Here is a 20,410-nt window from a genome sequence, read left to right on the forward strand (position 1 = left end):
ATGTCGCAAGCTGCCCTGAATGCGCGTGAACGTGCGGCTGAAAACAGCGTGGCCCGACGCAGTAACGGAGGCCAACTAGCAGGTCTGATTTTCCTGCTAATGGTTCTGGGTACCATGCTCTGGGGTGGGTGGGTCGTAGTGGGGTGGATGAAAGATGCCAGCCGATTGCCACTGTCAAAACTGGTGGTGACCGGTGAGCGCCATTACACCACCAATGATGATATTCGCCAGGCAATTCTGGCATTAGGCGCACCGGGTACCTTTATGACGCAGGATGTGAACATCATCCAACAGCAGATTGAAAGGTTGCCTTGGATTCAGCAGGCCAGTGTGCGTAAACAGTGGCCGGATGAGCTGAAAATCCATCTGGTGGAGTATGTGCCTTTTGCTCGCTGGAATGATTTGCATATGGTTGATGAGCAAGGGCGGTCATTTAGTGTGCCGTCCGAGCGGGTCGGTACACAGAAATTGCCATTACTGTATGGCCCGGAAGGCAGTGAACAGGATGTTCTGGAAGGCTACCGGGCAATAAATAAGGTGTTAGCGGCCAATAAATATCAGCTAAAGATGGTGGCGATGAGCGCCAGACATTCTTGGCAGTTGGCCTTAGATAATGATGTTCGGCTGGAGCTGGGACGGGATGACCGGATGGGGCGTTTGCAACGTTTCATCGAGTTATATCCGATGTTGCAACAGCAGCCAGATAAACGAGTCAGTTATGTTGATTTGCGATATGAGACAGGGGCTGCAATAGGTTGGGCTCCGGTATTTATCGGCAGTCAGGGTGGTGAGCCACCAATAAATGGCCAGCAGAACAGTAATCCGCAACAGAATCAGGCACAGGCAAAACAACAATGATCAAGTCGACGGACAGAAAACTGGTAGTAGGTCTTGAGATCGGCACGGCAAAGGTCTCCGCATTGGTAGGGGAAGTTCTGCCCGATGGCATGGTCAATATTATTGGGGTCGGCAGTTGCCCATCCCGTGGCATGGATAAGGGTGGGGTTAATGATCTTGAATCGGTAGTGAAATGCGTGCAGCGCGCTATCGATCAGGCTGAGTTAATGGCGGATTGCCAAATTTCATCTGTTTATTTGGCGTTATCGGGTAAACATATCAGTTGCCAGAATGAAATAGGGATGGTTCCTATTTCAGAAGAAGAAGTAACTCAGGAAGATGTAGAGAACGTAGTGCATACCGCGAAGTCGGTGCGTGTGCGTGATGAGCATCGTATCCTGCACGTTATTCCACAGGAATATGCCATCGATTATCAGGAAGGCATCAAAAATCCTGTTGGTCTGTCTGGCGTGCGGATGCAGGCTAAAGTGCACCTGATTACCTGCCATAACGATATGGCGAAGAATATTGTTAAAGCGGTGGAACGTTGTGGTCTGAAAGTGGACCAACTGATTTTCGCCGGTTTGGCAGCAAGTTATGCAGTATTGACTGAAGATGAGCGTGAGCTGGGGGTCTGTGTCGTTGATATCGGCGGTGGCACCATGGATATGGCGGTTTATACCGGTGGCGCTTTACGGCACACCAAAGTTATCCCTTACGCCGGGAACGTGGTCACCAGCGACATAGCTTATGCTTTTGGTACGCCGCCTACAGATGCGGAAGCGATTAAAGTTCGGCACGGCTGTGCGCTCGGGTCGATAGTCAGCAAGGACGAAAGTGTAGAAGTGCCAAGTGTTGGCGGACGCCCTCCCCGTAGTCTGCAAAGACAGACGCTCGCTGAGGTTATAGAACCACGCTACACCGAGTTGCTGAATTTAGTTAATGACGAGATTTTACAATTGCAGGAGCAGTTGCGTCAGCAAGGGGTGAAGCATCATCTGGCAGCCGGTATCGTGCTGACTGGCGGTGCTGCACAAATTGATGGGCTGGCTGAATGCGCACAACGGGTGTTCCATGCCCAGGTTCGTATCGGTCAACCGCTCAATATCACCGGGCTGACGGATTATGCACAGGAACCTTATTACTCCACTGCTGTTGGGTTATTGCATTACGGTAAAGAATCTCATCTCAGTGGTGAGTCAGAAGTAGAAAAACGTGCCTCAGTGGGCAATTGGTTTAAACGTATCAATAGCTGGCTGAGAAAAGAGTTTTAATGTTTCAACAAAGAGATCATGCTGAACATATTTTTTGATCTCGAAGCGACAGGCACAAAACGGAGAGAAACTATGTTTGAACCTATGGAACTAACCAATGACGCGGTGATTAAAGTCATCGGCGTCGGTGGTGGCGGTGGTAATGCCGTCGAACACATGGTGCGCGAGCGCATCGAAGGTGTTGAATTCTTCGCCGTTAATACAGACGCTCAGGCGCTACGTAAGACGGCTGTTGGCCAAACCATCCAAATTGGTAGCGGTATTACCAAAGGGTTGGGTGCTGGCGCGAACCCAGAAGTGGGTCGTAATTCAGCCGAAGAAGACCGTGAAGCTCTGCGTGCAGCTCTTGAAGGCGCGGACATGGTCTTTATCGCCGCAGGTATGGGCGGTGGTACCGGTACTGGTGCTGCTCCTGTTGTTGCCGAAGTGGCAAAAGAACTGGGTATTCTGACAGTCGCCGTGGTTACCAAGCCTTTCAACTTCGAAGGCAAGAAACGCATGGCATTTGCTGAGCAGGGTATTGCTGAGTTGTCCAAGCATGTGGACTCACTGATCACTATCCCGAATGACAAATTATTGAAAGTTCTGGGGCGTGGCATCTCTTTACTGGATGCATTCGGTGCAGCGAACGACGTATTAAAAGGTGCTGTTCAGGGGATCGCCGAATTGATTACCCGCCCAGGCCTGATGAACGTTGACTTTGCCGACGTGCGCACCGTGATGTCCGAAATGGGTTATGCCATGATGGGCTCCGGTGTGGCTTGTGGTGAAGATCGTGCAGAAGAAGCAGCAGAAATGGCTATCTCCAGCCCGTTGCTGGAAGATATCGACCTGTCTGGTGCCCGTGGTGTATTGGTTAACATCACTGCTGGTTTCGATTTACGTTTGGATGAGTTCGAAACTGTGGGTAATACTATCCGTGCATTCGCGTCCGACAATGCCACCGTTGTTATCGGTACATCGTTAGACCCGGAAATGAACGACGAACTGCGCGTAACTGTTGTTGCGACCGGTATCGGCATGGATAAACGGCCAGAAATTACGCTGGTTACCAACAAGCAGACTCAGCCTGTTATGGACCATCGTTACCAGCAGCATGGCATGTCACCTTTACCTCAGGAAGTTAAACCTGCGGCTAAAGTGGTCAATGACCCTACTGCTCAAACCAATAAAGAGCCCGATTATTTGGATATCCCGGCATTTTTGCGTAAGCAAGCCGATTAATTTTCGAATATTTGGAATCTCCGCTCTTTGTGCTAAACTGTCCCACCGATCTTGTTATAAGCTTGGTCGGTAGGATGGATAACATTGCGAGATAAAACGATGATCAAACAAAGGACTTTAAAACGTATTGTTCAGGCGACTGGCGTCGGTTTGCACACCGGTAAGAAAGTCACGCTGACAATGCGACCCGCGCCGGCTAATACCGGGGTCATCTATCGTCGCACTGACTTGAATCCACCGGTTGATTTTCCGGCAGATGCAAAATCCGTGCGTGATACCATGCTCTGTACTTGCCTGGTCAATGAGCATGACGTGCGTATTTCTACTGTTGAGCATCTCAACGCTGCTTTGGCAGGGTTAGGGATTGATAACATTATTATTGAAGTTAACGCTCCCGAAGTGCCGATTATGGATGGTAGTGCCAGTCCATTCGTGTACTTGCTGCTGGATGCCGGTATCGAAGAGTTAAACTCTGCGAAGAAATTCCTGCGTCTGAAAGAGACTGTGCGGGTTGAAGACGGTGATAAATGGGCTGAATTGTCTCCATTCAATGGATTCCGTTTAGATTTTACCATTGATTTTAATCACCCGGCGATTGACTCAAGTACTCAGCGTTACCGTCTGGATTTCTCGGCCGATTCATTCGTCCGTCAAATCAGTCGTGCGCGTACTTTTGGTTTCATGCGTGATATCGAATATTTACAGTCCCGTGGTTTGTGCCTGGGCGGTAGTTTCGATTGTGCCATTGTGGTAGATGATTACCGCGTGCTTAACGAAGATGGCTTACGCTTTGAAGATGAGTTTGTTCGTCACAAAATGCTGGACGCGATTGGCGACCTGTTTATGTGTGGCCACAATATTATTGGCGCATTTACTGCGTTCAAATCCGGTCACGCCTTAAATAACAAGTTGTTGCAAGCTGTTTTAGCGAAGCAAGAAGCTTGGGAATTTGTGACGTTCCAAGATGAAGCCGAAATGCCACTGGCATTTAAAGCTCCGTCTACAGTATTAGCTTACTAAGTACTTTTGTACCCAAACTCATTGGCATTACAGCCAGCTAACATCGCTGTAAGTTCAAGTGTGAAGGGAAAAGCTACTTATCACTTTTGGTTGCGTTGGCACTCTCTCCGGCCAACGCAGCCAATCGTTCCAATATTATTCTAAGTTTTTCAGGGCTACGGCTCGCTAATCCTCTTAATTCCTTAGCACTTTCCAGACTTAAATGACGTAATGGCGGCGATTTTTCAGGATCTTGCGCCGATTTTGCCACATCTTGCGTAATGTTATGGCCCTTGGCCATTAACGACGGATTAATCCTGATGTCGATTGAAGACAATGATGGTAGAATTTGTGCTCGTAGTGCAGAGAGCAGAGCGGGTTGTTCATAACGTAAGCGCATTAACCAGCTAGCGTTCGCAGTCTCTAGCACTAAAACACTCTGTCGATAGTTAGCGACACGGCACCACGGCTGCATTTGTGAAGGGAGCAATCCTTTTACCGCACGGTTAAGTTTTAACAGTGCAGTAGCGCGTTGTTGTACGTTATGTAGCGGTCCGTTTTCTGCTGCAATGGCATCATCGAACAGAACATCTAATAATTGTGGGCGGTTTTCACGCATTGACAAGGCTCCGGCGGATTTTAAACTTGTGATCGGTATTCTAAATCGTTGGCGACAATTTGGTAGACGTTATTTCTGGCCGCATCTCTTGTTAGGGATGGTAGCGGCGAGTCTTGGCGTGCCATCAAACCTGTCTGGCGTTCCAGATCAAACTGCAATACCGAATACATCATCAAGCCAAAGCCGTCAGAATTACGGTGTGACAAACTTTAACAGTTTGGCATTGTTGCATGATATGCATCGCCGTCCTTCATTCAGCGTAGACTACTGGCAACAGCATGCACTGCGCACGGTTATTCGTCACCTCTCATTTGCGTTGGCACCTCAGGTCGCTTATGCGCGGGTGCAAGAAGTTACAGCAGTCGAGCAAGCTGAGCCATCACAAATTCAGCAGCTTGCACTGTTGGATACCCTCAATGCGCTACTGACACATGAGTTTAAGCCACCGGCTATCATTCGTTACACCGAGCAAGTTAAGCGGCCTATTCTTTCGTTACACAAACCCGGACTCTGGCTTGCACAAGTGCAAGGCATTCGTGCCGGGCCTACTATCCTTATACCTTAAATAATTCGAGTTGCAGGAAGGCGGCAAGCGAAAGACAAATTGGTTGTAAACCATTTTGAACAGCGCTTGCGCTGGCCCGTAGGGTGAGCCTCTGATGAGGTTCATAATCTCGGTGAGCTTACATAAGTAAGTGATTCGGGTGATTGAATGTAGCCAACGCACATGCAGCTTGAAGTATGACGGGTATAAGCTAATTATTCTCTTGGTTTACCTCAATTTTATACAACCTTTGGCCGCCGGTTTGGTGGTCTTGTAAGAGATATTAAGAATCATGCTAATCAAATTATTAACCAAAGTCTTTGGCAGCCGTAACGATCGTACTCTGCGCCGTATGCGCAAAGTAGTTGATCAAATCAGCCGTATGGAACCAGAAATTGAAAAACTGACCGATGCTGAGTTGCGTGCCAAAACAGATGAATTCCGCGAGCGTCTGGCAAAAGGCGCGGTGCTGGAAACCTTGATCCCTGAAGCTTTTGCGGTTGTTCGTGAATCAAGTAAACGCGTGTTTGGTATGCGTCACTTCGACGTGCAGTTGCTCGGCGGTATGGTATTGAATGAGCGTTGCATCGCAGAAATGCGTACCGGTGAAGGTAAAACGCTGACTGCAACGCTGCCAGCTTACCTGAATGCGTTGAGTGGCCGTGGTGTTCACGTGGTTACCGTCAATGACTATTTGGCTCAACGTGACGCCGAAAATAACCGCCCATTGTTCGAGTTCCTCGGTCTGAGCGTCGGTATCAACTTGCCGAATATGACAGCACCAGCCAAGCGTGCCGCTTATGCTGCTGACATCACTTATGGTACTAACAACGAATACGGTTTTGACTATCTGCGCGATAACATGGCTTTCAGCCCGGAAGAGCGTGTGCAGCGTAAATTGCATTATGCGCTGGTGGATGAGGTTGACTCCATCTTGATCGATGAGGCCCGTACCCCGCTGATTATCTCTGGTCCGGCGGAAGACAGTTCCGAGATGTATATTCGAGTTAACAAACTGATTCCAAAACTGATTCGTCAGGAAAAAGAAGACTCGGACACCTTCCAGGGTGAAGGCCACTTCTCGGTCGATGAAAAATCACGTCAGGTTCACTTAACTGAACGTGGCCTGATTCTGATTGAACAAATGTTAGTGGAAGCGGGCATCATGGAAGAAGGCGAGTCGCTGTACTCTCCAACCAACATTATGCTGATGCACCACGTCACGGCCGCGCTGCGCGCCCATGTGCTGTTTGCCCGTGATGTTGACTACATTGTGAAAGATGGTGAAGTTATCATCGTCGACGAACACACCGGCCGTACCATGCAAGGGCGCCGTTGGTCAGATGGCTTGCATCAGGCTGTTGAAGCAAAAGAAGGCGTGGAAATCCAGAACGAAAACCAAACACTGGCTTCCATTACCTTCCAGAACTATTTCCGTCTTTATGAAAAACTGGCCGGGATGACCGGTACGGCGGATACCGAAGCGTTTGAATTTAGCTCAATCTACAAGCTCGATACCATTGTTGTACCCACTAACCGCCCAATGATTCGTAAGGATTTAGCTGATTTGGTCTATATGACTGAACAGGAAAAAATTGGTGCGATTATCGAAGATATCCGTGAGCGTACTGCGAACGGTCAGCCAGTATTGGTTGGTACTATCTCGATTGAGAAATCTGAAGTGGTATCTGCCGAATTGACCAAAGCTGGCATTGAGCACAAAGTTCTGAACGCCAAGTTCCATGCCATGGAAGCAGAGATAGTCTCTCAGGCGGGTCAACCAGGCGCGGTAACTATCGCTACCAACATGGCTGGTCGTGGTACCGATATCGTGTTGGGGGGGAGCTGGCAGAGTGAGATTGCTTTGCTGGAAGATCCGACTGAAGATCAAATTGCCGCCATTAAGGCCGCCTGGCAGATTCGCCATGATGCCGTGCTGGCATCTGGTGGTTTACACATTATTGGTACCGAGCGTCATGAGTCACGCCGTATTGATAACCAGTTACGTGGTCGTGCGGGCCGTCAGGGTGATGCCGGTTCTTCACGCTTCTACTTATCAATGGAAGATGCCTTGATGCGTATTTTTGCCTCTGACCGTGTGTCTGGCATGATGCGTAAATTGGGTATGAAACCGGGCGAAGCCATTGAGCATCCATGGGTGACGAAGGCCATTGCTAACGCACAGCGTAAAGTTGAAAGTCGTAACTTCGATATTCGTAAGCAACTGCTTGAATATGATGATGTGGCCAGTGACCAGCGTCGTGCCATCTACAGCCAGCGTAATGAACTGCTGGACGTATCTGATGTTAGCGAAACCATTAACAGCATCCGTGAAGATGTATTCAAAACAGTTATCGACAGCTACATTCCTACCCAGTCACTGGAAGAAATGTGGGATATTGAAGGCCTAGAACAGCGCCTGAAAAATGATTTCGACTTGGATATGCCAATTGCACAATGGTTGCAAGATGAGCCACAGTTGCATGAAGAAACATTACGTGAACGCATTCTTCAGCAAGCGATTGAGGTATATCACCGCAAAGAAGAAGTTGTTGGCATCGATATGATGCGTAACTTCGAAAAAGGCGTGATGCTACAAACGCTCGACTCCTTGTGGAAAGAACACTTGGCTGCAATGGATTATCTGCGTCAGGGGATCCATCTACGTGGTTATGCGCAAAAAGATCCTAAACAGGAATATAAGCGTGAATCTTTCGCCATGTTCGCTGCCATGTTGGAATCACTAAAATATGAAGTGATCAGTGTGCTGAGCAAAGTACAAGTGCGGATGCCAGAAGAGGTAGAAGCGCTGGAAGTACAACGTCGTGAAGAAGCCGAGCGTTTGGCGAAACAGCAGCAACTAAGCCATCAGTCTGACAGCAGTGCCTTGATGTCAAAGGATGAAGTCAATGTAGCCGCTAGCCTTGAGCGTAAAGTGGGTCGTAATGATCCGTGCCCATGTGGTTCAGGCAAAAAATACAAACAGTGTCACGGCAGCCTACAGTAATACTTTAGGCCATTGGTAATACTGAAAATGAGGGCGGCTTAAAAACCGCCCTTTATTTTGTCGTTCTTTTTAGGACAGATACCAAGAGGCCATATAACTTACTGTTTATGCTCTGATCAGGAGAAAGAGAATTGAAACATTTACAGATAGCGGTAGGGATTATCCGCAACCCCCAGCAGGAGATTTTTATTACTCAGCGCGCTGCTGATTCTCATATGGCGGGTTTTTGGGAGTTTCCCGGTGGCAAGGTTGAGCAGGGTGAAACAGCGGAGCTTGCTTTAAAACGTGAGTTGTCAGAAGAAGTAGGGATCGTGGTACAAGAGGCTGTTCTACTCAACGTCTTGGAGCATACTTTTACCGACCGTATCGTGACATTAAGTTTCTATATGGTTGAAGCGTGGGATGGTGAACCCTTTGGCCGCGAAGGGCAACCCATTCGCTGGGTAAGGCAATCCGAATTGGTTGCCGAGGAGTTTCCGCCAGCGAATGCCGCAATCATTGCATTACTCACCCGATAACTCCATGTTGCGCTTAATAAAATTGTAATTAATATAATGGGAAGGGAGCAAAATAGGGTTGCTCCCCAATGATATGCACATCAATGAGTTGGGGGTTCTTCCTCACTCCATTCATCACTGTCAGATAACTCGCCATGGCTTGAAATACGCTTTTCTTCGTCAGCCCACTCGCCTAGGTCGATCAGTTGACAGCGTTTGCAGCAGAAAGGGCGATATGGGCTTTGCTCTCCCCAGATAACGATTTTCCCACAGGTAGGGCAGTTAACTTCGATTTCTTCTAAGTCCATATTCTCTCCTTAAAAACCAACTGATTGATTGCCACATCAGCAGCAGGCTAATTCAAACGATAAACGGGCCGGAACGGTACCATTTTCACTGTCGAGCGGTAAAAAGCGAATAGCATACCGTGTTTTATGACCAGAAATTTGTGGGTATAGTTGTGGGTCTAATGGCAAGCGCAGCCGGAGTAGATCAGCACCTTCGGCATTATCTTGAAAGAAACCATTCAAGCTGATTTGTGCCCGTAACGGACCCGACTGACGAATTAAATCTAAAATGATGGTCAGAGACTGATTGAGTGGCGCTAAGCTTACCAGCAATTTATCAATATGTTGGTCACGCTGCTCCTGTGGCTGATGTAGCCAGGTATGTAACGTGGGTAAATCAAAGCTACAGTAGCCACCGGGAATGCTAAGGCGCTGGCGAACGACAGCGATTAAGCGGTCATCTTTTAATGATTGCCCGATACGTGGTGCGGACATTAATACTGTGGCATGGTTTTTTAGTTTACTGCGCAAGGAGTCCACTCGCGACATATCCACACCGGGTATATCGGCCCATTGCTGTAACTTCTGTTGTTGGCGCTCAAGCTCTTTGAGCAAATCAGTGCGGACTTCGCCGCGATCCAAAACTTCAATCAAATCGCATGCGGCGCGGAAAAACGTTAATGCAGTGGCAATATTATCTAACGAACGTTGGCTTTCTAATTGTTGTAATAAAAATTCTATTCTCAGCCAGGTACGCATTTTTTCATTCAGCGGATGTTCAAAAAGTATTGTTGAGGTGAGGTCACTCATTGGTGTAGATCCTGTTGGGCCGCGGCTGCCAATATTAAATACTGTTGGTGTAATGAAGCAACTTGCGAGGCGATAATGGATGGATCGCCGCTATTGTCAATAATATCATCGGCACAGGCTAGCCGTTGTTGCCGCGAAACCTGTGACGCTAAAATATGTTCTGCCTGTTGGCGGGTAATACCATCTCTTGCCATCGTGCGCGTGAGTTGTATTTCAGGCGCTACATCTACCACTAACACACGATTAGCACGGTGCTGTAAACCATTTTCAAGCAACAAAGGAACAATCCAAAGTGCATATGGTTTATCAATATTCGCTAATTGGTGCTCAGTTTCTTGCTGAATAAGTGGATGCAACAGTGAATTTAACCATGCTTTTTCCTGTGGTTCACTGAAAATTTTTGCGCGTAATGCACTCCGGTTTAATGAACCATCTGCTTGCAAAATAGTGTCGCCATAGCGGGATGCGATAGCCGCTAATGCTGGCATACCCAGTTCAACAACCTGGCGAGCGATAATGTCAGCATCAACAAGGGGCACCCCAAAATCGGCGAATGCATCTGCTACGGTACTTTTGCCGCTGCCAATCCCGCCGGTGAGAGCCACAATATAGGTCATTACCTAGCCTTGTATACTGTTTATGAGTGGCAGAATTGTATCTGAAAGCGGGCGGGAAGGGATAGTAAGGTATGCATTCTGTTTGAGCTAGATGGAAAAATAAGTGAAGTGAGCGCGCAGATAAAAGAGTGGTTGCTATTCTCCAAGTAATTTGTGGGATTATAGCGTAAATAAAGGTGGATTCGCAGTCTTGCCGTAGAATTATTCATGCGTATGATAGCTTCACTGGGATGGCGTGATTTACGCCCGATCACTTTTTGCGATCTATCGCCACTAACCAGGAAATAATAAGCCATGCGCATTGAAGAAGGTTTGAAATTAGGTTTTAAAGATGTGTTAATCCGCCCTAAACGTTCCACACTGAAAAGCCGCTCTGAAGTAGAGCTCGAGCGCCAGTTTACCTTCAAACATTCAGGTTGGAATTGGTCTGGTGTACCTATCATCGCTGCTAATATGGATACTGTTGGCACCTTCCGCATGGCTGAAGTTTTGGCATCATTTGATGTGCTTACCGCAGTTCATAAGCACTACACGGTTGAACAATGGGCTGAATTTGTAAAACGGGTTCCTGAATCTGTATTGCGTCATGTCATGGTGTCGACAGGGACTTCCTCTGCCGATTTCGACAAAATGAAGCAAATTCTGGCATTATCACCGGCACTGAAATTCATCTGTATCGATGTAGCTAATGGCTACTCTGAGCATTTTGTTTCCTTCTTGCAAAAAGCTCGCGAAGCCTGCCCGGACAAAGTGATTTGTGCTGGCAATGTGGTGACTGGTGAGATGGTAGAAGAGCTTATCCTTTCTGGTGCAGATATTGTTAAAGTGGGTATTGGTCCAGGTTCTGTTTGTACCACGCGAGTTAAGACCGGTGTTGGTTATCCACAGCTATCTGCTGTGATCGAGTGTGCCGATGCTGCCCACGGTTTGGGGGGACAGATTGTCAGTGATGGCGGCTGCTCTGCACCGGGCGATGTGGCTAAAGCTTTCGGTGGTGGTGCTGATTTCGTGATGCTGGGTGGCATGCTAGCAGGACACGATGAGTGTGAAGGCCGCGTGGTGGAAGAAAATGGCGAGAAATTCATGCTGTTCTACGGTATGAGTTCAGAGTCTGCTATGAAACGCCACGTAGGCGGAGTCGCTGAATACCGCGCCGCAGAAGGTAAAACAGTTAAACTGCCATTACGCGGTTCCGTTGATAACACAGTGCGCGACATTATGGGTGGCTTGCGTTCTGCTTGTACCTACGTGGGTGCTTCACATTTAAAAGAACTGACCAAGCGCACCACCTTTATCCGAGTTGCAGAGCAAGAAAACCGTGTATTTGGCAGTAACTGATTACTGATGGAAACAGGGCGTTATTTAACGCCCTGTTTCGACCCCCCCTTTCCCCACGATACTTCGCCCTTAACACCCGTATTACCCAATAACATCCCCTAGTTGAAATATCGGTAAATACATTGCGATCACTAGAACCCCGACGATGCTGCCAATAATCAACATCAACAGTGGTTCCAACATTTGTGTGAGATTATCGGCTAAATCCTGTGTTTTTTGCCGATGCCAACCTGCTAGTTTTTCTAATAACACATCCAACGCGCCAGATTCTTCACCCACCCGAACCATTTGTTGGCATAGCGACGGGAATAGATGATGTTGTGCAAGAGCGATATGCAGAGGCTCACCTTGGTTGATCTGTTGTTGAATATGTTTTAGTGCTTGCTGATAGGTACAGTTATTGATGGAAAGGAGTGCGGCATCCAATCCGGCAGTTAGCGGTAATCCGGCATGTTGAGTGATAGCTAATGTTTGAAAAATTTGGCTAAGGCAACTTCCTCGGATTAATGTGGAGATGAGTGGGAGACGTAATAACAGTGTTTGCTCCCATTGTTGCACGTGCACCTGACGCCGCCGCGCATAAAGGTACCCCATACATATTGATGTTAATAACACCGCAATATACGGCCCGTAAGTAGTAAGAAATACTGAAATCAGCAGCAGCGTGGCAGTCAGTGTGGGTAATGGTGTATCAAATGATTGATAGATTTGTGCAAATTCAGGCAGCACCATGACCAGCATAACGAGGCTAACAACCATCGCGATAACGCAAACAAATATTGGATATTTGAGTGCCTTAATCACTTTCTTTTGTAATTTTTGCTGCCGTTCCTGGTGCTGTACTAACTGAATACAGCACTGTTCAAGGTTACCCGTCAGCTCCCCCATTGCAATCACTGGGGGGTATAATCGGGGGAATGTGTGTGGGTAACTCGCCATCGCTTCAGATAGTGATTGGCCCTGTGAAACCAGTTGGCTTATGTCCTGCAATAAGCAGCGCCACGGTAATGCATCTATCTCTTTCGCTAGCAGTTGCAGGCTATTAACCAAAGGCAGTCCGGCTTGCAGTAGCGTCGCCAATTGGCGAGTAACAGCCACCAGGTGCTCACCTTGCCAATAACTGATTGATAATCGCTTACCACCCTTAACGTTTAATGGTTGTAACCCTTGGCGGAACATTTGTTCATAAACAATATTTCGCTCTGTTGCCAATTGTGCTCCAGTCTGTAACTGTCCTGTAGTATCAATGGCTTTCCAGTAAAATAAACGTTGATAACTCACAGGATTGCCTCGAATTCTTTCAGAGTTCCCACAACACGATTAATTTCACTAAGCGTAGTAACACCGCTTTCAACTAATGCTAAACCAGCAGAAAGTAATGTTACTTGTTCTTGCTCTTGTGCAATCTGAGTGAGCTTTGCCGGGCTGACATTGTTGAGCAAAGCTTGCTGGATTGGCGGGGTGACACTTAACATTTCGTAAATACCTGTGCGACCATAATAGCCTGCGCAACAGTGTTCACAGCCCACGGCGAGATAATGTTGCAATGGACTCGCCCAAACACCTGCCGGAGCCTGAAAAAGAGTGGGAGATGCCTGGCGACAGTGCAGGCAGAGCCTGCGAACCAGTCGTTGGGCGATAACTAACGTCAGGCTCGATGCAATTAAGTGACGTTCTATTCCCATTTGTGTCAGGCGTATTAGGGTTTCAGATGTTGAGTTGGTATGCAGTGTTGAAAGTACCAGATGCCCCGTTAATGCGGCCTTAACCGCTATCTCGGCAGTTTCATTATCGCGAATCTCGCCGAGCATAATCACATCAGGATCCTGGCGTAGCATCGCGCGTAATACGCAAGAAAAATCCAATCCAATCCTATTGTTAGTCTGAGTCTGATTTATGCCATCAACCTGGATCTCTATAGGATCTTCAACACTACAGATGTTTCTTTGCGGTTGATTGAGTTGGTCTAAACTGCAATAGAGCGTCACAGTTTTTCCACTTCCGGTAGGCCCAGTCACCAGAACTAAACCTTGCGGAGCAGATAATGCGCGCGTGAGTTGTTGGTGGGCCATGGTTGTCAGACCCAGACTGGCCAGCGTTGGTTGTTGATGAATATTCAGTATACGCAGCACCACTTTTTCACCGAACTGTACGGGGAGGGTGGCTATTCTTATGGAGTAGCGGGTGCCATTTAACACTAAAGCTAGCTGGCCATCCTGCGGTAACCGTTTTTCCGCGATATTCAATTTAGCCATAACTTTTAGGCAACTGCTGATACGGCTGGCTAATTCAGTTGTTGGAGGTGGGGATTCGTGCAAAACACCATCAATTCTTAAACGAATACGATAATGATGCTGATAAGGTTCAAAATGGATATCTGAGGAACGTTTCTGAATCGCCAATCTGAGTGTTTGCGTTATAAATTGAATAACGGGAATATCACTTTCATTATCCAGCAATGTCTCATCTAAATCCTGTTGTGGCAGAGAAGCTGAGCCTCCTCCTCCTTGTCGTTTTCTCTCTTGTCGCGATACGCTTTGACTATTTTCGGTAGATTCTACTTCTAGGTTTAGGTGCTCTTTTGCTGATGGCTCAAGGTTTAATAACTGTTCAATCTTAGCCTCAGGCCAGTATTCTACGGTAATTTTACGACCACAGGTAAAACGCAGGGCAGTTAATAATTCGTCATTCACTGGTTTGGATGACGCTATAGCAAGGTTTTTGCCATCGAGTTTTAAGGCTATTGCCCTATAACGACGACAGAGTTTGTGTAATTCAGCGCTGATTCGCTCGGGTTGGTGTGCCATGAATTCAGTCATTGGATTAGGCCTTATCATTGAAACGGAACACGGTCTTACAGCTATCAGCAAGGTTGTTATCTACGGTAGTACATGTTCTGGTCCAGACAATATTTCCACTACTACTAAGTGTGGGGGTCATCGAGAGACTCAGGTCAGCAAGGGTATGTTGACCCGTAAGTGTAATCACACCTTTATCAATGGTTGTTGCACTGACATAACGCGATGGTTGCCCAGCCGGTACGCCGTTATTGCCCGCATTACAGCTATCGAACTTGGCATGCTCCAGAGCACAAAGTTCTACCGCCATTTTGTAGGGCACGATGGCTTGTAACATATCGGTGAGGGCTGCTTTTTGGATATAGCGCTGATAGGAAGGAATACCAATACCGCTAAGTACAGCAATGATGGCGATGGCAACCATTAATTCAATTAAGGTAAAACCCTGTTGCTTGTTCATTTGTCACTCTCCTTGTGTGTGAGAAAACAAGGCAAGGGTGCAACTTTTTAATTGATGGCAACAGGGGCATTACATTGATTTGCGAAGCAGGCTGTCGAATATTTAGGTTGTTACAGTGAAATCACAGATAACTTCGGCGATGCTCGCAAAAACAGAATTAGAGTCTGCTAATGGCTATCATCGGCCGAAGATAATTTGGTAGGCTTATTTAAATCGCATGGACAGGTCTAAAGCTGTCACGTGCTTTGTTAGTGCACCGACTGAGATGAAATCAATACCGGTTTCGGCATAGCTTCGCAGTGTTTCTAGCGTAACGTTGCCAGAAACTTCCAGTTGAGCACTCTCTTGGGTCTTGGCCAACTCATTACGCATGTGCACAGCATCACGCATCATTGGAATGGTAAAATTATCCAACATAATGATATCGGCACCAGCGGTTAATGCTTGTTGCAATTCATCAAGGGATTCAACTTCAACTTCGACGGGAACATCGGAATGAATCCAAAATGCTTTAGCAACCGCTTCTTTGATAGAACCAGCAGCAATAATGTGATTTTCCTTGATAAGGAAAGCATCAGATAAGCCGAGTCGATGATTATTACCGCCACCGCAGAGGACGGCATATTTTAAGGCGGTACGCAGCCCTGGCAAGGTTTTCCTGGTATCGAGTAATTGCGTATGCAACCCAGAGAGCTCCGCCACATAACGGCTGACCTCGGTAGCGACACCGGATAAGGTTTGCAAGAAATTAAGTGCGGTGCGTTCACCGGTAAGTAGGATACGGGCAGGGCCAGTCAGATGGCAAAGTGTCTGATTAGCTATCAACTTGTCTCCATCGTTGACTAACCATTCAACTGTCACTTGGGCGCCAAGTTGAATAAACACTTCATTTAGCCAGCGCTGACCACAAAATATACCAGCTTCGCGCGTAATAATCGTGGCATTAGCCTGTTTATCTGCTGGGAGTAATTGTGCGGTAAGGTCGCGATCTGCATTAACCTCACCACCCAGGTCTTCGCTCAAAGCTTGGGCAACAGTGAAAGGGATATCACATTGAATTCGTTCCAATAGCTCGGCACGGCGGCTGTCGGCATTATAGCTGCGGGTCGGCATATAAAACTCCGAAATGGCGGATAGATAATAGTTCAAACATGCTACTCTGTTGCTGGCTGAAGTGCCATAAAAGAGCCAGTTGAAGTGTACTATTAGGGGGCTTAGATAAACAATGCAGTTAGAAAATGGCTGGATTTTAGGGGTTAAACGGGTCGTTTCTCCCCATTTTGATCAACGGCCAGAATGCGAGGTACCTTCGCTGCTGGTAATTCATAATATCAGTTTGCCCCCTGGTGAATTTGGTGGCCCCTATATCGATCAGCTTTTCACTGGCACACTAAATGCCGATGAACATCCTTATTTTGCTGATATTGTTCACTTGCGAGTTTCAGCCCACTGTCTGATTCGTCGTGATGGTGAAATTATTCAATATGTTCCGTTTGATCAACGCGCTTGGCATGCTGGAGTCTCAAGCTTTGGCGGGCGTGAGCGGTGTAACGATTTTTCTATTGGGATCGAGCTGGAAGGAACGGATATGTTACCGTTTACGCCCGCACAATATCGGAGTTTGAATGAGATAAGTGTGCTGTTATTTGCTCATTATCCGATAACTGTTGATCGGGTGACGGGCCATAGTGACATTGCGCCACAACGTAAAACCGACCCTGGCCCCGCTTTTGATTGGGCTTTGTATCAGCAGAGTTTGGTGAAGTTAACATCGCCATCGTGATGCTGGTCAGTCTTCACCACAGGTTTGTTGTCGAGCAGCTCAGCTGCTTGTTGCCTGGTTTTATAGTGTGGTTTATACATGCCGGGAGGCATATGCCCTGTTTCCAGGGCTGGTTAAGTGCAAAGGGAGAATAAGAGCTAATGACACTGTTTACGCTGTTGCTGGTGCTAGCATGGGAGCGCTTGTTTAAACTCGGCGAACATTGGCAGTTAGACCACCGCCTTGAAGTCGTATTCACGCGTTTACACCGTTTTTCGTTGGCGCAAACTATTTTGCTGACTGCCGTGTGGATGGCCTTGGTATGGCTGATTTTGCAGTTAGTGCAGAATATCTTGTTTGGTTTCCCCCTGTTGTTGATTTGGATTCTGATTTGCCTGCTATGCATTGGTGCCGGGGGGATTCGTAAACACTATCGAGCCTACCTTAAAGCTGCGCGCCAAAATGATGCCCATGCCACCGATAAAATGGCAGAAGAGTTAGCATTAATCCATGGTTTACCCATGGATAGCGGAGAGAAAGCTCGCTTACAATCCCTACAAAATGCCTTGTTGTGGATAAACTTCCGTTACTATTTAGCGCCTATCTTCTGGTTTGTTGTGTGTGTTAACTATGGTCCCGTGGCGCTAGCAGGTTATGCGATGTTACGCGGATACCAAACCTGGTTAGCCCGACACCATACGCCTTTACAGCGTTCTCAATCTGGTATTGATCGTCTGTTACATTGGCTGGACTGGATACCTGTGCGGTTGGTGGGCGCGGCATATGCCTTGTTGGGGCACGGCGAAAGAGCATTACCAGCTTGGTTTGCCTCATTAGGTGATTTCAGAACTCAGCAGTATCAGGTTCTGACCCAATTAGCGCAGTACTCTTTGGCTCGTGAACCTCATTTAGACCCAGTACAGACGCCAAGGTCTGCGGTCTCGTTAGCACGAAAAGTGACACTAACGGTGATTGTAGTCGTGGCTTTACTGACCATTTATGGTGCACTAGTTTAGTTTTCTGATTTATGGCACTGGCCGGAGAGTTTGTGCCCGGCCAGTGCGGTCTTAACGAAATATGATTAATTAGCCCGCATACCTCATCCCCATCTCATATCTGATCTTTTCCTTCACTATTAGTTCTGTATTCATGGATATTCTCTCCGTTATGGATCAAAAACAGTCATTGAAGATGGATTATTGCTGTTCAATCGGGGAGATATCAGAAGTTAATGGTTATAGAGATGGACAAATGTACCATCGCCATCAAAGTCTGAACCAGACGGCAAAAAAGAGACGTGACAAATTCAATACATAAGTAATATCAAACTGTTCATTATCTGGTTTGTACTGTTGGGGGGAGCAGCACTATAGGATCAGTGGGTTATGGAAGATGGCGGGTCAGTCGAACACGGTTTTGTTAAACAATAAAATAAACGGGTCAGCGCTGTAGCTGACCCGTTAGCTATGATGTCGTCAGATTCTCGAGAGAAATCTGCTATGTTCTGCTATCAGGATTTGGCGCGTTGGTTACGATTTTTTAGGATGTAACCAATAGCTAGTAGCAATACCCAAGCTGGAATTAATAGCACAGAAATCTGGATACCCGGTGTCAGATACATAATGACCAAAATGCCGGTGAGGAACAGCAAGCACAGGTAGTTGCTGAACGGATACCAGAAGGCTTTGAACTGTGGGATCACGCCTTGGCGGTTTTTAGCGGCACGGAATTTAAGGTGCGCAAGGCTAATCATCGCCCAGTTGATCACCAGCGCCGATACTACCAGTGCCATTAGTAATTCGAAGGCTCGGCCTGGGATCAGATAGTTAATCAGCACGCAGAAAGCGGTGGCAAATGCAGAGACGGCGATAGCAATAACAGGTACCCCGCGACCATCGACTTTTAGCAGCATTTTCGGGCCGTTGCCTTGTTTGGCTAAACCAAACAACATGCGGCTGTTACAGTAAACACAACTGTTATAGACCGACAATGCTGCTGTCAGTACCACGATATTCAATACAGTTGCGACCACATTGCTGTTCAGTGCATGGAAGATCAGTACAAATGGACTACCGCCTTCGACCACTTTTCCCCACGGGTAGAGTGATAATAAGATTGCCAGAGAACCAATATAGAACAGCAAGATACGGTAGATAACCTGATTGGTTGCTTTGGGGATGCTTTGGGCTGGGTTTTCGGCTTCTGCAGCGGTAATCCCGACTAACTCAAGGCCACCGAAGGAGAACATGATCACCGCCATTGCCATAACCAAGCCCATGACACCGTTAGGGAAGAAGCCGCCTTGTGCCCACAAGTTAGTCACAGTGGCTTCCGGACCGCCTTGCCCGCTAAGTAGTAACCATCCACCGAACAGAATCATTGCAATGATAGCGACCACTTTAATGATGGCGAACCAAAACTCCATTTCACCATACACTTTGACATTTGCCAGGTTGATGGCATTGATAGCTAAGAAGAATACTGCCGCTGACACCCATGTTGGGATCTCCGGCCACCAATATTGTACATAGATACCTACGGCGGTCAGTTCGGCCATCGCCACTAACACATACAGTACCCAGTAGTTCCAACCGGAAGCGAAACCGGCAAAGTTCCCCCAATATTTGTAAGCAAAGTGGCTAAAAGAACCCGCGACTGGTTCTTCGACTACCATTTCTCCTAACTGGCGCATAATCAGAAACGCGATAAAGCCGCCGATTGCATACCCCAGTAGCACTGAAGGCCCCGCCATTTGAATGGTTTGCGCGATACCAAGGAATAATCCGGTACCAATTGCGCCACCTAAGGCAATAAGCTGTATGTGGCGGTTTTTAAGCCCCCGCTTTAGCTCTGCACCTTCCTGTTGAACACTCATTGTTGCATCCTCTGTCGTTGTCACTTTTAGCGGGCAAACCCGTCATCTTTCAAACTGCAAATATATTGGCTGTACTCGTTACTCAGCCCATCCTTGGAATAATCTGTTACCGCCTTCCCGCAACTTGAAATCTATTGGGTATAAATAGGTGCCGTTTGCTATGCGTAAGGTTTTGATTACATTATTTGTATTATTTTGTTTACGGTGGCTTTTCTGGGAATTTTCTCTTTAGGCTACCGTTTAAAAGAGAATAGTGGTAGGCGAGAATTATTGCATCTGCTTTTTATTTTAATCGGTGAAGTTTTAGCCAAAACAGCAAGAAAAATGTTGATGCGTGATCAAGCTGTTGTTTTGAGGAAAAGCAGGAATGTGCTTTTTTGGGTTGAAAAGCCACCAGTAAGCCATTTTTATAATGGTCATACCAGTTTTAAGGCGAGAGACCGAGGGATACAGACTTTTCTT

At 47.2% G+C, this 20,410-nt stretch carries 20 protein-coding genes; 11 read left to right on the forward strand and 9 right to left on the reverse strand.

All coding sequences use genetic code 11. From position 1 onward, the window contains the following. The 4 genes from ftsQ to lpxC all read left to right on the forward strand — a co-directional run bounded on the left by ftsQ (nt 1) and on the right by lpxC (nt 4,355). Complete coding sequence (gene ftsQ / locus V2A85_RS05000) at nt 1–858, forward strand: cell division protein FtsQ (RefSeq protein ID WP_083160517.1); 858 nt, start codon at nt 1–3, stop codon at nt 856–858. Next, a complete protein-coding gene (ftsA, locus tag V2A85_RS05005) occupies nt 855–2,111 on the forward strand; it encodes a cell division protein FtsA (RefSeq protein WP_002210431.1) in 1,257 nt (418 codons plus the stop codon). The genes ftsQ and ftsA overlap by 4 nt, the downstream gene beginning before the upstream one ends. A 72-nt stretch (nt 2,112–2,183) precedes the next feature. Then, nucleotides 2,184–3,335 (forward strand): cell division protein FtsZ, encoded by a 1,152-nt coding sequence (gene ftsZ, locus V2A85_RS05010; protein ID WP_004389003.1) that lies wholly within the window; start codon nt 2,184–2,186, stop codon nt 3,333–3,335. 99 nt (nt 3,336–3,434) lie between these two features. After that, nucleotides 3,435–4,355, forward strand: a complete 921-nt coding sequence (gene lpxC / locus V2A85_RS05015) for a UDP-3-O-acyl-N-acetylglucosamine deacetylase (RefSeq protein ID WP_005181431.1) — start codon at nt 3,435–3,437, stop codon at nt 4,353–4,355. 73 nt (nt 4,356–4,428) lie between these two features. On the opposite strand, the gene V2A85_RS05020 is transcribed toward lpxC, so the two are convergent. Next, nucleotides 4,429–4,953, reverse strand: a complete 525-nt coding sequence (locus V2A85_RS05020) for a DUF721 domain-containing protein (RefSeq protein ID WP_193784725.1) — start codon at nt 4,951–4,953, stop codon at nt 4,429–4,431. 28 nt (nt 4,954–4,981) lie between these two features. Between V2A85_RS05020 and secM the strand changes: the two genes are divergently transcribed. From secM to mutT, 3 genes are all read left to right on the forward strand, one after another. After that, on the forward strand, nt 4,982–5,518 hold the full coding sequence (secM, locus tag V2A85_RS05025) for a secA translation cis-regulator SecM (RefSeq protein ID WP_372558008.1): 537 nt from the start codon (nt 4,982–4,984) through the stop codon (nt 5,516–5,518). A 271-nt stretch (nt 5,519–5,789) separates the two neighbouring features. Beyond that, nucleotides 5,790–8,504 (forward strand): preprotein translocase subunit SecA, encoded by a 2,715-nt coding sequence (gene secA, locus V2A85_RS05030; RefSeq protein ID WP_420070983.1) that lies wholly within the window; start codon nt 5,790–5,792, stop codon nt 8,502–8,504. Nucleotides 8,505–8,635: 131 nt separating this feature from the next. Further along, on the forward strand, nt 8,636–9,022 hold the full coding sequence (mutT, locus tag V2A85_RS05035) for an 8-oxo-dGTP diphosphatase MutT (protein WP_372558010.1): 387 nt from the start codon (nt 8,636–8,638) through the stop codon (nt 9,020–9,022). Between the two features lie 80 nt (nt 9,023–9,102). Here mutT and yacG read toward each other — a convergent pair whose 3' ends face one another. The 3 genes from yacG to coaE are packed head-to-tail and all read right to left on the reverse strand — an operon-like array spanning nt 9,103 to nt 10,715. Then, complete coding sequence (yacG, locus tag V2A85_RS05040) at nt 9,103–9,309, reverse strand: DNA gyrase inhibitor YacG (RefSeq protein ID WP_050086102.1); 207 nt, start codon at nt 9,307–9,309, stop codon at nt 9,103–9,105. A gap of 36 nt (nt 9,310–9,345) precedes the next feature. Next, complete coding sequence (gene zapD, locus V2A85_RS05045; protein ID WP_372558011.1) at nt 9,346–10,098, reverse strand: cell division protein ZapD; 753 nt, start codon at nt 10,096–10,098, stop codon at nt 9,346–9,348. Beyond that, the gene (coaE, locus tag V2A85_RS05050; RefSeq protein WP_372558012.1) at nt 10,095–10,715 is read right to left on the reverse strand and encodes a dephospho-CoA kinase; all 621 of its coding nucleotides are present in this window, start codon (nt 10,713–10,715) and stop codon (nt 10,095–10,097) included. Before coaE ends, zapD begins: the two co-directional genes overlap by 4 nt. A 294-nt stretch (nt 10,716–11,009) precedes the next feature. Between coaE and V2A85_RS05055 the strand changes: the two genes are divergently transcribed. Further along, complete coding sequence (locus V2A85_RS05055) at nt 11,010–12,053, forward strand: GMP reductase (RefSeq protein ID WP_083160502.1); 1,044 nt, start codon at nt 11,010–11,012, stop codon at nt 12,051–12,053. An 81-nt stretch (nt 12,054–12,134) separates the two neighbouring features. Here the strand turns inward: V2A85_RS05055 and hofC are convergent, their stop codons facing one another. From hofC to nadC, 4 genes are all read right to left on the reverse strand, one after another. Continuing rightward, a complete protein-coding gene (gene hofC, locus V2A85_RS05060) occupies nt 12,135–13,334 on the reverse strand; it encodes a protein transport protein HofC (protein WP_420070984.1) in 1,200 nt (399 codons plus the stop codon). Further along, nucleotides 13,331–14,872 (reverse strand): type II secretion system protein GspE, encoded by a 1,542-nt coding sequence (gene gspE, locus V2A85_RS05065; RefSeq protein ID WP_420070985.1) that lies wholly within the window; start codon nt 14,870–14,872, stop codon nt 13,331–13,333. The genes hofC and gspE overlap by 4 nt, the downstream gene beginning before the upstream one ends. Before the next feature lie 4 nt (nt 14,873–14,876). Then, entirely contained in the window at nt 14,877–15,311 is a 435-nt protein-coding gene (ppdD, locus tag V2A85_RS05070; RefSeq protein ID WP_420070986.1) for a prepilin peptidase-dependent pilin, read from the reverse strand. 204 nt (nt 15,312–15,515) lie between these two features. Continuing rightward, nucleotides 15,516–16,424: a carboxylating nicotinate-nucleotide diphosphorylase gene (gene nadC, locus V2A85_RS05075; protein WP_083160496.1), complete on the reverse strand. Its 909-nt coding sequence runs from the start codon at nt 16,422–16,424 to the stop codon at nt 15,516–15,518. A gap of 112 nt (nt 16,425–16,536) precedes the next feature. Between nadC and ampD the strand changes: the two genes are divergently transcribed. Both ampD and ampE read left to right on the forward strand, forming a co-directional pair. Continuing rightward, nucleotides 16,537–17,094, forward strand: coding sequence for a 1,6-anhydro-N-acetylmuramyl-L-alanine amidase AmpD (ampD, locus tag V2A85_RS05080; RefSeq protein ID WP_372558016.1), 558 nt, complete (start codon nt 16,537–16,539; stop codon nt 17,092–17,094). A gap of 140 nt (nt 17,095–17,234) precedes the next feature. Then, entirely contained in the window at nt 17,235–18,089 is an 855-nt protein-coding gene (gene ampE, locus V2A85_RS05085; RefSeq protein WP_372558017.1) for a beta-lactamase regulator AmpE, read from the forward strand. Nucleotides 18,090–18,583: 494 nt separating this feature from the next. On the opposite strand, the gene V2A85_RS05090 is transcribed toward ampE, so the two are convergent. Continuing rightward, nucleotides 18,584–19,948, reverse strand: coding sequence for an amino acid permease (locus V2A85_RS05090; protein WP_083160490.1), 1,365 nt, complete (start codon nt 19,946–19,948; stop codon nt 18,584–18,586). 195 nt (nt 19,949–20,143) lie between these two features. On the opposite strand from V2A85_RS05090, the gene V2A85_RS05095 reads away from it, so the two are divergent. Beyond that, nucleotides 20,144–20,410, forward strand: a 267-nt coding sequence (locus V2A85_RS05095; protein WP_420070987.1) for a hypothetical protein, incomplete at its 3' end; no start/stop codon positions are given.

The organism is Yersinia sp. 1252 StPb PI, assembly GCF_048593885.1.
Classification (GTDB): domain Bacteria; phylum Pseudomonadota; class Gammaproteobacteria; order Enterobacterales; family Enterobacteriaceae; genus Yersinia; species Yersinia enterocolitica_E.